General features: G+C 53.9%; 11 protein-coding genes. 8 read left to right on the top strand and 3 right to left on the bottom strand.

What is annotated here, in order from left to right:
* Nucleotides 1-265: 265 nt before the first annotated feature.
* Together ACHHV8_RS21790 and ACHHV8_RS21785 are read left to right on the top strand one after the other, a co-directional pair.
* Nucleotides 266-1,300, top strand: a complete 1,035-nt coding sequence (locus ACHHV8_RS21790) for a YheC/YheD family endospore coat-associated protein (RefSeq protein ID WP_395161518.1) — start codon at nucleotides 266-268, stop codon at nucleotides 1,298-1,300.
* Nucleotides 1,301-1,634: 334 nt separating this feature from the next.
* Nucleotides 1,635-2,096, top strand: coding sequence for a hypothetical protein (locus tag ACHHV8_RS21785; protein ID WP_395161516.1), 462 nt, complete (start codon nucleotides 1,635-1,637; stop codon nucleotides 2,094-2,096).
* Nucleotide 2,097: 1 nt separating this feature from the next.
* On the opposite strand, the gene ACHHV8_RS21780 is transcribed toward ACHHV8_RS21785, so the two are convergent.
* Nucleotides 2,098-3,138, bottom strand: coding sequence for a phosphatidylinositol-specific phospholipase C/glycerophosphodiester phosphodiesterase family protein (locus ACHHV8_RS21780; RefSeq protein ID WP_395161514.1), 1,041 nt, complete (start codon nucleotides 3,136-3,138; stop codon nucleotides 2,098-2,100).
* A 207-nt stretch (nucleotides 3,139-3,345) separates the two neighbouring features.
* On the opposite strand from ACHHV8_RS21780, the gene ACHHV8_RS21775 reads away from it, so the two are divergent.
* The 5 genes from ACHHV8_RS21775 (at nucleotide 3,346) to ACHHV8_RS21755 (ending at nucleotide 7,442) form a co-directional block, all read left to right on the top strand.
* The gene (locus tag ACHHV8_RS21775) at nucleotides 3,346-4,431 is read left to right on the top strand and encodes a metallophosphoesterase family protein (protein ID WP_395161512.1); all 1,086 of its coding nucleotides are present in this window, start codon (nucleotides 3,346-3,348) and stop codon (nucleotides 4,429-4,431) included.
* Nucleotides 4,428-4,994 carry a hypothetical protein gene (locus ACHHV8_RS21770; protein ID WP_395161510.1) on the top strand — a complete coding sequence of 189 codons (567 nt, stop codon included), beginning with the start codon at nucleotides 4,428-4,430 and terminating at the stop codon, nucleotides 4,992-4,994. The genes ACHHV8_RS21775 and ACHHV8_RS21770 overlap by 4 nt, the downstream gene beginning before the upstream one ends.
* A 357-nt stretch (nucleotides 4,995-5,351) precedes the next feature.
* Nucleotides 5,352-5,726 (top strand): hypothetical protein, encoded by a 375-nt coding sequence (locus ACHHV8_RS21765; RefSeq protein ID WP_395161508.1) that lies wholly within the window; start codon nucleotides 5,352-5,354, stop codon nucleotides 5,724-5,726.
* Between the two features lie 284 nt (nucleotides 5,727-6,010).
* On the top strand, nucleotides 6,011-7,156 hold the full coding sequence (locus ACHHV8_RS21760; RefSeq protein WP_395161506.1) for a hypothetical protein: 1,146 nt from the start codon (nucleotides 6,011-6,013) through the stop codon (nucleotides 7,154-7,156).
* 22 nt (nucleotides 7,157-7,178) lie between these two features.
* Nucleotides 7,179-7,442, top strand: a complete 264-nt coding sequence (locus ACHHV8_RS21755) for a hypothetical protein (RefSeq protein ID WP_395161504.1) — start codon at nucleotides 7,179-7,181, stop codon at nucleotides 7,440-7,442.
* Between the two features lie 207 nt (nucleotides 7,443-7,649).
* Here the strand turns inward: ACHHV8_RS21755 and ACHHV8_RS21750 are convergent, their stop codons facing one another.
* The gene (locus ACHHV8_RS21750; protein ID WP_395161502.1) at nucleotides 7,650-10,304 is read right to left on the bottom strand and encodes an ATP-binding cassette domain-containing protein; all 2,655 of its coding nucleotides are present in this window, start codon (nucleotides 10,302-10,304) and stop codon (nucleotides 7,650-7,652) included.
* A complete protein-coding gene (locus ACHHV8_RS21745) occupies nucleotides 10,301-11,434 on the bottom strand; it encodes an energy-coupling factor ABC transporter ATP-binding protein (protein ID WP_395161500.1) in 1,134 nt (377 codons plus the stop codon). The genes ACHHV8_RS21750 and ACHHV8_RS21745 overlap by 4 nt, the downstream gene beginning before the upstream one ends.
* A 94-nt stretch (nucleotides 11,435-11,528) precedes the next feature.
* Between ACHHV8_RS21745 and ACHHV8_RS21740 the strand changes: the two genes are divergently transcribed.
* Nucleotides 11,529-12,128 (top strand): biotin transporter BioY, encoded by a 600-nt coding sequence (locus ACHHV8_RS21740; protein WP_395161498.1) that lies wholly within the window; start codon nucleotides 11,529-11,531, stop codon nucleotides 12,126-12,128.
* The last annotated feature ends 78 nt before the right edge of the window (nucleotides 12,129-12,206 follow it).

Raw genomic sequence — 12,206 nt, 5'->3', positions numbered from 1 at the left:
TTAGGTCCTTTAGGGCCTTCAGGGCCTGGATGAACCAGGAAGGACCAATATGTTTTCCCATAGTCTCATCTCCTATTACCAAAGGTGATTCCATCATATTCATGATCAATGAGGGTAAAACTGGTAAATGCCTATATAAAGTTAAAAATAGACAAATGCTGTTGGTACATTCGCTGAATTTATATTCCCCTATGAGATTGGCCCATATCAGACGTCTACGCATGCATTAGATAATACAAAGTGCATGAGTACCAGGGAGTTGATAATGGTGGGGAATTGCCCAGTAGTAGGTATTTTGGTATCTAAAAGGAACAGTAGAAAAAGAATTTTAAGGCTATATCAACGTTATAACAACTTAAATATTAAGCTTTACGCCTTTACTCCAGCAGATATTCTTTGGAAGGAACAGCGTATCACTGGACTTTGTTTTAAAAAGGGTATATGGAAGCAATGTTCGTTCCCATTTCCTGATGTTATCTACAACCGATGTTTTAACAAAAAATTAAAAACGATTCATCGTCTTGAGAAAGCGATTGGCAGCAACAAATGCTTCAACAAAATCAATTTTATGAATAAATGGGATCTATATAATGTATTAGAACGGACAACTCTTAGCAGCTATGTGCCGGACACATTTTTATACAATGAAGTGAACGTATCAGAGCTATTAGAGAAATATAAGCTTGTCTATATTAAGCCCACTTACGGATCTAAAGGGAAGTCTGTATATCGGGTTGAATTAACGGATCGTGGAGATATTCATATCTCATTGCACAGCGTGGCTCCAAGATATATTTGCAGAAAGTGTGAAGATACTCAGGGGAAATTGGATGAACTGTTCGGGCAAAAGTCATTCATTATTCAGCAAGGAATTCGTATGAATCAACTTGATCATCAATATTTTGATATCCGGGTGCTTCTTCAAAAGGATATTCTTGGAGAATGGAAGACTTCCGCCATAACATGTCGAGTAGCTTTTAAACATTTTTATAATACGAGTGTGTGTGAAACGGTTTATGATGCCGCAGAAATTTTTCCTCGAATATTTTTGCCGGATAAAGTGAATGAAATCCTCCGTTCTCTGAGTGTGGTAAGTGTAAAGGCTGCCCAAGAAGCAGAAATTCTTATGGGTTCAATGGGGGAACTGAGTGTCGATTTTGTATTAGACGAACAGAGAAAGCTATGGATTATAGAACTTAACGGAAAACCCCAAAAAATTATATACAAAGATCTTAAGTATTATAAACGTAAAATTTATAGTAGACCATTGGAGTATGCATATTATCTTTCTCAATCTTGAGAGATCTTTAGTTTTTTTAATTTTCCTCATGAAGCGCTAAGGCAGGAAATTTTTTCTGAATAAAACTATTACGAAGTGAGTGTCTTAATTACTATTAGTCTGTTATGATTTAGAAAAATGAAGAGGATACCATCGAATGATGCTTGTTATCTCGTAGATGAGATTGTTTTTGTAGATACTGAATCGACGGATCAAACAAAATCAATTATGCGTAAATACACGGAGCACGTTTACGGCTTTGTTTGAAGTAAGAAAGTCACACCCTACACGGGATACTCTAAGCGTCTACAAGATAAATCACAAAAAGCTCAATTCGCCAAAAAGGAGCGTCTTTATGAAATGGAGCTTGTTTAAGACCATCGGCTTGCTTTTTACGCTGGGCATGGGTTTTGTCATGGTGTTGTTTATGGTCGAACCTGTGCGTGTGATCGGCTGGGTATTGAATCCGGTTAACAAACAGACAGCCGTGCGCTATCTGGATGCTTTGACCGAGAATGATTTGCAGGCCGCATCTGCCGAGCTGGCACGCAATCCGGAACGCCAAAAGGAATGGGTGCGCCAGATGGAAGAACTGAGGGCGCAGGGTTTGTATGCAGTCCGTTATAACTCGCTGGTTGTTCCGCACGACAGAGAGCATATGGACGGGCGAACAAGGCTTGTTTTTGCCATACAAGGCGTAGAGCGGTATCAGGAGATGATCCTTACCTTTGCGCCTAGCGGCATAAACCAAGCCTGCATCATGTCCCCGGCGTCGGAGGCTGAGCAGGCTTGGAACCGGCTGAACTGCCACTATTAAGTTAAATGGAGAAAATGTCTGAGAGAATCGACTTCAGCATTTCCCATGCGCTCGGCTTCGGCTCTGCTGCCACGGCGTTGCCTGAAACGGCAGTGCTGCTGGCCGGTGTGGCTGCTGCTTCTGTGTTCGAGGCGGCCGGATTCGCCGGAGCGGCGGACGCTACCGTAACAGGCTGGGTCCAGGCAGTAGTATCGATCCCGAGATCTTTGTAGGACAAGAAGTCCGTATATACACCGTGCACACCCATCGCCAAATATTTATTTACATCATCGACATTATTCAAGGAATGGACGTAGACTACGGCGCCGGCGTCGGATAATTTTTTCATATAGGAGCGGGTGGCTCTCTCAAACGGCATGGCTACGACATGAATCTGGTTCTCCTTCACATACTTCGCAACTTCATTGGGCTCCATGGAAGACATATAAATGGAGAAGATGACGTGCTTGAAGGGAACAAGATTTTTCACCTGGGTCATCATTTCCGGCGAGTAAATCTCCGGTATAAGCCGGTCCAGCAGGGCGGGATCGACCTTGTTGACCGTATCTTTTATGAGCGTAAACTGCTTTTGGACCAAAGCCGGGTCGGTTTCCTTCGTATCGGTGATAAAGTAAACGTCCGGATACTTCTCCAGAATACGTACGACGTTCATAAAAGAGAGCGGAGTATAGTCCTTCAATATTTTGTACCCTTTAAACTCCTTCAGCGTCAACGGTTCGTTTAATTGATCGGCAGGAATGTTCTGCTCGAATTTGGTAGCCAAATAACCTTCCCAGTCGTGACGCGCAGCCAGCTGGCCATCCTGGGTCAAGGACAAGTCTACCTCGAAGACCCGCTGCCCCTTGTCATAGTTCGTTTTGAACGCTTCCAGGCTGTTTGTATAATCTACGCCGTCGATGCCTCCAAGCGCATGAGCAATCAACGGATATTTCGTCCACTCCTCGGTTGGGGCCGATGCGGCGAAAGCAGCGCCAGTCATGGAGGGAAGCCACGCCCCTAAAGCGAATACGCAGGTTATCATCAGCTTCAGTATGCGATTCATCGGTTTTCCACCTTTCATCTCCTATTTTTCATTTCTCTCTGTAATTAGCCGCAAAATAGAACGGCTTGGAACCTTTTACCCGCCATATATGACGAAAATGTTACGAATCTTATTTTTATAGAAAAAATAGGCACTTGTACTCGCCTGCTTCTACATTTGGGTAATGAAATAGAGAAGAGGAAGCGTGTACGAAAGGAGTGGTGTGCCATGAAACACAGCTTCGCTGTGTTAAGACTTGTCTGTGCTGCCAGGCTTATCGTGCTCGTCTCGCTAATGCTGGCCTTGGCAGGATGCTTGAATACCGCAGGCACCAATCCCGGCGTTGCCCCCAAACCATCTGCGCCATCCGCTCCGAATCAGGGGGATCCGGGAGCTGCAGGAAAGGATAGCGGAACAGCTCCGTCTACTTCGGGCGGAGGCACAGCAGAGGAACCGAAGCCGTTCCGGTTTGTTGTAATGGGAGACAGCCGTGGCAATGCCAAGGGGACGAACGAGGCGGTGCTGCGTAATCTGATGCAAAAAGTAAAGGGACTGTCCCCGGTCCCCAGTTTTATTTTATTTACCGGGGATATGGTCACAGGCGGCACTAATTTGGACAGCCAGCTGGAGACGTGGAAGGATTTGGTGGACGATTATTTTCCTATGACCTCGGTTTATCCGGCGCTTGGGAATCATGAGCATAACGAGAAGTTGTTCTCCGATGTTTTCTCCAATCTGCCTAAGGAGTCGCTGACGGGCTATGGGAAAACCGTCTATTCGTTTGATTATGGGAATGCTAGGTTCATTACGTTAAATTCAGATCGGCAAAATAAGGATAACCGGTATGTGATCGATGAAAATCAGAGAAACTGGCTGGAGCAGCAGTTAAAATCGAGCGGGGACAAGCACGTGTTTGTCCAGTTTCATATGCCGGCCTATCCGGTTGGTGCTCATTTGGGCAGCTCTCTGGACGGCGATCCGGCTTCGCGGGATGCTTTGTGGGCGCTGCTCGACCGTTACCGGGTAACGGCGGTTTTTGTCGGACATGAGCATAACTACAATCGGAGGCTTGTAGACAGCAGCTTCGACGGGAATGGCTATCATTTCGGACATGCGATCTACCAGCTGACTCTCGGCGGAGCAGGCGCGCCGCTGTATTCCGAAAGCCAGGACAGCAAGCAGGTCGTTGCCGGCCCGAAAGCGAGTTATCATTATATGATTGTCGATGTCGCCGGAAAGCGCGCAACCTTTAAGGCATATGACCTGCAGCAAAATGAAATCGATTCCTTCACGGTAGAACGGAGTGACTTATGAAAAAGAGGAGCCCCTATCGGGATTTGGCCATGACGCAGGGAGCAATCGCCATCGTCCTGTTCCTCATGATTCCGCTGGCCAATACGTTCGCCCCCGCCGGAGCGCATCGGCTGGCCGGTGTGCTGCACGGACTTGGAGCATCGCTGACCCTGCTCGTGGCGACCTATATGTGGCACGCTTACTACAGCTTTGCCCGCGGCAGGGATCAGGCGGCAAGCGTATTGGCTTGGCGGCTTCTGATGACCAATGTGCTGGCAGCGGCCACAGTAGTTGCAGGCAACTGGCTGTATATCGGGTATCAGGCGCCGGACGGAGCTTCGGAATGGTTCAAGCTGCATACGCCGTTCGCTCATTGGGTCGTCATGGAATATAAAGAATTCGTCTCGCTGATGACCCTTCCGTTCGGAATCGGAGCGAACGTTCTGCTGCGGCGATGCGTCAGCGGGGGAAGCTGCAGTGAAGAAATGAAGAGGACGATTGGAGTCCTGCTTACCTTGATGTGGCTCTGTCTGCTGATCGGCTTCGCCTTCGGTCTCATGCTGGCCAAATGGAAGCTCGCTTAAGTACGAAAAGGATGGCGCCGCTGGAACGGAAAGCAAGCAAGGCAAGGCAGAACTTTTCTTCCCTTGGCCAGTGAATGTGAAGGAGGAAGTCCCATGCGGGATGCAGAGAATAGAGATCAAAGGTTGAACCTTGCTACTGCAGGTACAAGCACAGATCCTTTCGAGGGTGCAGCGGAAATGAGGCTGGAGGAAGACTCTGAACTCGGCCCGAGGAAATCGCGTAAAAAATACACCTGGAAGCGGTATGCATCCAGGAGGTCAAACAGACTTGCCCATCGGGACGGTAGCAGCCCCAATTCTGATGATTCCGGGGAAAGTGTAATTATAGAAGAAGCAGCTGAAAAAGGTCGTGCCGACGTGTCCGTGCTTCCCAGCGGCAGCAGGAGCGGCACATCGGGCGGGGCGGCAGCCGTGCTGCTGTCAATATTGCTCTGCATGGCTGCGTTGACCGCAGCCCATTGGTGGAGCGCAGCGGCACCGTCCTCAGCTAATCCCAAGCTGCTCTGGTTAGCGTCCTGGGTCCCGAGCGGGCTGCGCATCGGACCTTATGCCGGCAAGGAAGTGGCAGCCGGCCTCGTATGGCTGGTCAGCTGGGCGCTGCTGCACAGCCTCCTGCGCGGGAGGGCTGTTTCTTTGCAGCGTTGGCTGTATGGTTTTATTGCGGCTGTGCTTCTTATGCTGGTACTGTTATGGCCTCCTATATATCATGCTATGTTCGGATGGCCTGCTTAGCTTGTGTGAAAAACTACGAAAAGGGCTGGATGGGTACAAAATAGATAGAGGAAGTAAGAACAATAGCAAACCATAATAGAACTAGTAATAGAACAAAAATAGAAATGGTAACACTAATATGTAATAGAAACGGTAGTAGTAACACGGATAGTAATAGACAAAAGGATAGAGCAGCGGCCCCTCTGTGCGGAAAATAGGGACGGAGATGCCGGAGTACTAAGGCATAGCAGGGGGTTAATCAACTACATTTAACACATCGAATGAAGGAGGGAGGGATACAAGCTATGCAGCAGCGCAGACGACAACCGGGAGGATGGAGAAACTATGGGTTGCCTCTCTCGGTCGGCATTTTATTTCTTATCCTGGCTGCAGCCCTTTTCTGGTCCAAGCCTCCTGTGACGGGTGTGGCAGAGCAGCGGCGGCAGGAGGCCGGTTGGTCGGTCGGATACGTTGCAGGTTCGCAGGCAGACACAGCGGCAGGCACACTGGTTCAACGGCTTGCCGCTCGGCCGGATCTAACCTTGGTGGCCGGTCCGGCTGAGCTCGCGGGAGAGGGGAATCGTCCGGCGCCGAGGACGTTTTTTCCGGTATGGGGACAAAAGGAGGCGGCCGCTGCTGATGCTGCCTCTTCCTATGCGGTAAAATTCCCTTATATTCCCGAGGAGCAGCTGCCGGGATATGGAAGAAGCGCTTATTTCGTCGATTACGGCGAAGCGCGGCTGTGGTTTTTGAACGGGGCGCGGCTCGCGCAGGAGCCTTCGGCGCAGCTCGAATGGCTGGCGCATACGGCCGTGTCGTCATCCAGGCTGCACTGGATCGTGCTGCTGCAGCAGGAGCCGGCGCAGCCAGAGGTTTGGGCTGGGCTTGCGGCAAGCGGCGTCGATCTGGTGCTGATCGGCGGACGGGCATACGCGCCCGAGGCAGCGGTCACCGTCCAGCCGGAGGCCGGTTACCGCCGGCTCGCCCACAGCGGGTGGGCGGAATCGACCGTGAGCAGCGCTGCGGCATCGCCGCTGCTCGAGATTAAGGGCCTCGGCAGCCGGCTGACGGCCGAGGCCCCGCAGACTGCCGGCCGCACAGCGGGCCGGCTGGTGCTGGACGCGGCCGGGCTTCGCCAGGCGGCCGCGGGGCAGGAGCAGGCGCCGGTGGCGATCGGCGCCGTGTGGCGCTACCGCGCGGGAAGTCCCGCGGTACGCGCGGTGATCCCGCCGGGGGCGGACCCGACCGGCGAGCGCCCGCTCGAGGAGCGGGTGCAGCTGCCGCCGGAGGATTGGCGCAGCCCGGCGTACTCGGACGCGGATTGCAACGGCGTCCCGGGCGCCGTTCGGCCGGACGCGCGACGCAGGGCAGGAGCGGCTGCTTCAAACGCCGCTGCCGCAGCAGGCGGCGTCGCCGGCGTATTATTTTCGCCAGACGTTCGTGCTGAATGAGGATCCCGCGGGCCTTAAGGATTTGACGCTTCATGTGGCCGCTGAGGACGGCTTCATCGCTTATTTGAACGGCAACGAGATTGCCCGGGATTCCATGCGGGACGGCTTCGTCGATTACCGCACCCTGGCGAGCCCGCACGATTACAGCGGGTACGAAGCTTTTTCCCTGCGGGGACACGAAACGCTGCTGGTGCAAGGACGCAATGTGCTGACGCTCGAGGTGCACACGAGCCATCCGGCATCGCCGGAAATGTGGTTTGACGCGAGCTTGTCCTATCGTAAATAGCGATGCTTTCGGCACGCTATAGAACGGCAGCAGGAATAGGGCGGCAGAAGGGAGGAGAATGACATGAGCGGAAGAGGAAGCGAACAAGGGCCGGAGAGCGAAAGGATTGAAATAAGGGAAAGAGAATGGGAAAGAGAAAGATATAGGTACGGCTTTAAGGGCTGTTTTCGGCGGATTCCGCCGCTTGTTTGCCTCGTTATTGTACTGCTAATGGCGGGATTGACGGGCTGTTCTTCTCCGCTGCAGATCATGCAGGGAAAGCTTGGCGGAACGGCGGCTTCTCCGACAGAGCTGATCGTCAGCCTCGGTTTTCCGGGCCAGCACGTTATTGTGGATAACGGCAATGATTTTGTGTGGCAGCAGGTAGCTATCCGTCTCAATGACGACTATCAGTATCAAACGCCGTTGCTGCCAAGAGGGGCGAGCAGCATTCCGCTGTCCGCGTTTCATGACGCCGAAGGCCATGAGTTCGTCCCCTCGGTCATGACGCCGCACCGTCTTGTCATTGAAGTGCAGTCCGGTTTTCAAGGAAAACCGGGATATTTTAAATGGTAGCGCCAGCTTATCCGGGCATCCTCTTGTTATGAAAAAACGGACCGCTGTAAGTCTAGCGGCCCGTCCAATACAATACGCCGAAAAGGACAATTCCGGCGGCGCCTGCCAGCCATTCGCGGCCTGTCCAGCGCAGCCTGGTTCTTCCTTCCCCCGAAGGCGCTTCAGCTGATAGCCTCTTGCTTCCAGCGCCAACGACAGATCCTCCGCATGCTTCATCATTGACAGCAGAAATGGAATCAGAAACACCGGCACCTCCCGCAAGCGGAGGAGTCCCCGCTTGCCCGTGGTCTTGCCCCGGGCTTGAACGATCAGAGCGGTGCGGTCCAGCTCTTGAAGCAGCATCGGAAGAAAACGGACGAGCAGGGTAGCGAAAAACGTAAATGCCGCAACCGGTATGCGCAGCCGTTCCAGCTGGGCGAAGGCCTGCTCGAGTCCGGCCTGCATCATTTTGGTCCCGGTGGTGACCGCTAACAGTACTCCTAAAAGCATGACCAGCAGAAAACGGAACAGCAGCTGCAGCGTTTGCAGCGCTGGGCCTGCCGTGAAATAGAACCGCTCGGGCTTCCAGGAGCCCATTTCCCAGCTGACGCCGCAGCCGGAAATCAGTGTGGAAATGACGATAAAATAAATAAAGGGCTTGGCAGGCTTCCATAAGCTCCGGTACGGGCTGCCGGAAATAAGGATACATAGAACAGTGATAAGAGCGGCCGCGGCGAGGCCGCTCCAGCTGTGCTGCAGCAAAATCCCTGCTGACAGCAGCATGTACACCAGCCATTTGGCGATGGGGTGCATCCGGTTAACGATTCCGGACGCCGCAGAGGGCGTATCCCGTAAGGGAAGAGAGGCTTCGCCATCCTCGATTGGCGAAGCCGCAGCCCGATGCGGAGTCGCTGCTCCGACGAAGCCGCCGTGCTCCTCCGCGGCGGGAAGCTGCCCTAGCAGAGCAGCAGCTTCGGCAGAGCATGTGATGCGGCCGGGCGGGGCTGCGCGGCCGCTGCTTTTGTTCTCTCCGATGCCATGCCCGGTTTGCTCCGCAAGCGGCGGTAAGCTTCCAACAGGCACCGCGCAAGCGGGCACTTCCGATCCGGCTGCTAGTAGAGGATCGTCCGCACCGCCGGATGAGGCAGCAGGTTCCGGCAGCGGACCGTCGCTGCTCAAAGCTTTTTCCCAAGTTAATCCATATGCTTGATCGGAATCTATCTTCCTCTGCTGAGGCAACCGGCCTTGGGACCTCAGCTCCTGTAAAATCGCTTCTGCCATCGCTTCCGCCTCGAGAGGAAAGCCTGTGTACCCGGCCTTCCTGTCAGATTGGAGTTCATCCGTAACACGCCCGGCGTACCCGTGTGTTTGGATCTCGTCCATAACACGGCCAGCGCATCTCTCTTCCCCTTCGTCGTCCATCACTCGCTCGGCACTCCCGCTCTCAGCCTCTTCCGCTGTCCGGCGTCCGAACCTTAACGCCAATCCTTGCTTTTCCAGCGTCAAAGCCAAGGCGAGAGCGGAAGGGAGCCCTACGCCTGTGTTTAGCCATACTTCAGGCTTGGACAGAAGCGCCTCGGGCGTCCCGTCTGCCGCCAGTCTGCCGTCCTGCAGCAGGAGCACCCGGTCCGCCAATGGCAGGAAGGTGTCCAGATCGTGGCTGACTACGATCACGCCGCCGCCGGGCGTATGCTTATGCTCCTCAAGCAGACGGAGCAGCGGGCCGATCCCCTGGGGATCGATCCCGGCAGTCGGCTCATCAAGCAGAAGCCACTGCGGTTCGGTCACGATGGTGGAGGCGATAGCCGCTTTTCTTTTCTGGCCGTCGGACAGCGTGAGGAATGATTCCATCAGAAACGCGTCCGGCAGGCCCATCCGGCGCAGCGCATGGTGGATGCGTTCCTGTTGCTCAGCTCTGGAAAGACGGTAAGGCCGCAGCGAATACCGCAGTTCTTTGTCTATACTCTCAGCAAATAGCTGGCGCTCCGGGTATTGAAATACGAGCCCGATGGCTTTAAAGACAGCCGGGTTTACCTGCTGCTTGGGCGGCCGAAGCTCTTGATCGCCGTAGGCGATCCGCCCCTGCTCGATCTGCAGGAGGCCTGCTAGGGCGTGCAGCAGCGTGCTTTTGCCCGAGCCGGTATGTCCGGCGATCAAGGTTACCGAATTGGGAGCCAGCCGGAAGCTCACGTTTTGAAGCAGCGGCCGGGTGCGAGCGCTTCCCGCCGAGGGGAGTACGCTGACCTGCTCGACGGTTATGCCGTCATTGAAGCGGGAAGCCGGGGAGGGATCCAGGCTTGCTGAATTGAACTTTTGTGACCTGGTCATAAGTTAACTGCCTTTCCGAGCTGTTCTATTGTAAATGGCAGGGGATGCATGGTGCAGCCCTGCCGGATCATAGCCTGTGCGACGCGAACGGCATAAGGGAGTGGAAAGCCGAGCTGCTCGCAAACCGGAAGCGGCGGCTTCTTATCCTCTGCAGCAGCGGATGTTTTCCCAATCATCGCATCAGTACTACCGCGGCTTTCAGGCGGGAAAGCCGGATCGGCCGCCGATACGGCTGCATCCGGACCGGTTACAGATACCCCCGCACCTGGTATAGCAGCAGATACGGTTGCACCCGCTTTGGCAGCTGATGCCGCGGAAGACGGTTCGGAGCCGTCTTCCCAGAGTACCGCAGGGAGCTGGGCTTTTTCATCGCCGGCAGCTGCACCAGAGAAAACTGCGCCGCTTTCTCCATAGAAAAAGGCTTCCTTCGAGCCGTCGAACACGATCCGTCCCTCGTCCATCGCAACAATGCGGCCGCATTCGGACAGCTCATCCATCAGCTGGGTGATCCACACGACGGTCGTTCCTTCCGAGTGCAGCTGACGTACGGTTTGCAGCAGCCGCTGCCGAGACAGCGGATCGAGCATGGCGGTCGCCTCGTCAAAAATCAGCACATCGGGCTGAACGGCGAGACAGCCGGCAACGTGCAGCAGCTGTTTTTGGCCTCCTGACAAAAAGCGGGCAGGGCTATCGGCCAAAGCCGCCAGTCCCGTTCTTTCCAGCGCATCCATGGCCAGCCGATGCCGGTCCGCAACGGGAAAACCATAATTGTCGAGACCGAAGCAGACGTCCTCATAGACGGTTTCGCCGAGCATTTGCGTGTCCGGATTTTGAAAAATCATCTGGACAAAAGGCTTCGTCCCGGCTTCCGTCTCCTGCGCGGGGCCGGCTGTGTGTACCCTGTCGCAGCGGTACAGCACTTCGCCCGAGGCCGGAGGGATGAGCCATGCCATCGCCTTGGCGAGCGTGCTTTTGCCGCTTCCATTCGTTCCGGCGATGCCGAGCCATTCGCCCGGAGCAACCGTCAGCTCAATACCGCGAAGAAGCCGCTTGATCCCATCAGGCACCGGGATGGAGCAGGACAACTGCTTCAATTCGATAGCCGGAATATTCGCGTCCATATTCATCATTTTCCACTCTTTCCAAACGAAATCTGTTGTGCTACAATCCTATTGTCAACTTCGTTAATTTATTTTAGGTTAACAAATAAAAGGAGATCTTGCAATGAAAACGACATTATCTATGAGAGGTATGGTGTTCAGCGCGCTTTTCGCAGCCATTCTGGTAGCGTCCAGCTATTTGAACATCCATCTCGGCTTTACACCCATCCCGATTTCGCTTGAAAATCTGATCGTCATGCTGACCGGCGCGATTCTTGGCCCGCTGTACGGCTTTCTCAGCATCGCTCTGGTCGTCGTGCTGACAGGCCTCGGCATTCCGCTGCTGCACGGGAGCGGGGGCCTGTCGCTGCTGCTGGGCCCGACGGGCGGCTTCATTTGGGCTTATCCTTTCGCCGCCCTGCTGATCGGCTGGTTCGTCCAGCGGATCAAGGGCCGGGGAACGGCCGCATTCGTACTTATTTTTATCGTGATGGAATTGTTCGGCTCTTTATTGCTGTATGTGCCCGGAGTGCCTTGGCTTGCGCATGCGGCGCACTTTACGCTTCAGAAGGCGCTGCTGGTCGGCTGCTATCCTTATTTGATAGGCGATGCCGTGAAGGCCGTCGTTGCAGCTTTGATCGCAATTCCGATCCGGAATGCGTTTCCCGCCTCCCGTATAACGGGGACAAGGGTACCGGTGAACGCAGGTTCAGCGATAAAATAATACATTTGTCCATATAAAAGTGGGTTTTCACCCTATGGAATGTCCAGGCTCCTCCTTATAATAGTAAACAACACTTAC

Origin of the sequence: Paenibacillus sp. TAB_01, from assembly GCF_043945595.1 — a bacterium.
GTDB lineage: Bacteria > Bacillota > Bacilli > Paenibacillales > NBRC-103111 > Paenibacillus_S.
This window is presented reverse-complemented; position numbering and strand designations above follow the sequence as displayed.

Excerpts from the sequence above, each read along its gene's own strand:
- ACHHV8_RS21775 (WP_395161512.1), top strand. The coding sequence starts at position 3,346 with ATGAAACACAGCTTCGCTGTGTTAAGACTTGTCTGTGCTGCCAGGCTT.
- ACHHV8_RS21790 (WP_395161518.1), top strand. The coding sequence starts at position 266 with ATGGTGGGGAATTGCCCAGTAGTAGGTATTTTGGTATCTAAAAGGAAC.
- ACHHV8_RS21780 (WP_395161514.1), bottom strand. The coding sequence starts at position 3,138 with ATGAATCGCATACTGAAGCTGATGATAACCTGCGTATTCGCTTTAGGG.
- ACHHV8_RS21760 (WP_395161506.1), top strand. The coding sequence starts at position 6,011 with ATGCAGCAGCGCAGACGACAACCGGGAGGATGGAGAAACTATGGGTTG.
- ACHHV8_RS21785 (WP_395161516.1), top strand. The coding sequence starts at position 1,635 with ATGAAATGGAGCTTGTTTAAGACCATCGGCTTGCTTTTTACGCTGGGC.
- ACHHV8_RS21770 (WP_395161510.1), top strand. The coding sequence starts at position 4,428 with ATGAAAAAGAGGAGCCCCTATCGGGATTTGGCCATGACGCAGGGAGCA.
- ACHHV8_RS21745 (WP_395161500.1), bottom strand. The coding sequence starts at position 11,434 with ATGATGAATATGGACGCGAATATTCCGGCTATCGAATTGAAGCAGTTG.
- ACHHV8_RS21740 (WP_395161498.1), top strand. The coding sequence starts at position 11,529 with ATGAAAACGACATTATCTATGAGAGGTATGGTGTTCAGCGCGCTTTTC.
- ACHHV8_RS21750 (WP_395161502.1), bottom strand. The coding sequence starts at position 10,304 with ATGACCAGGTCACAAAAGTTCAATTCAGCAAGCCTGGATCCCTCCCCG.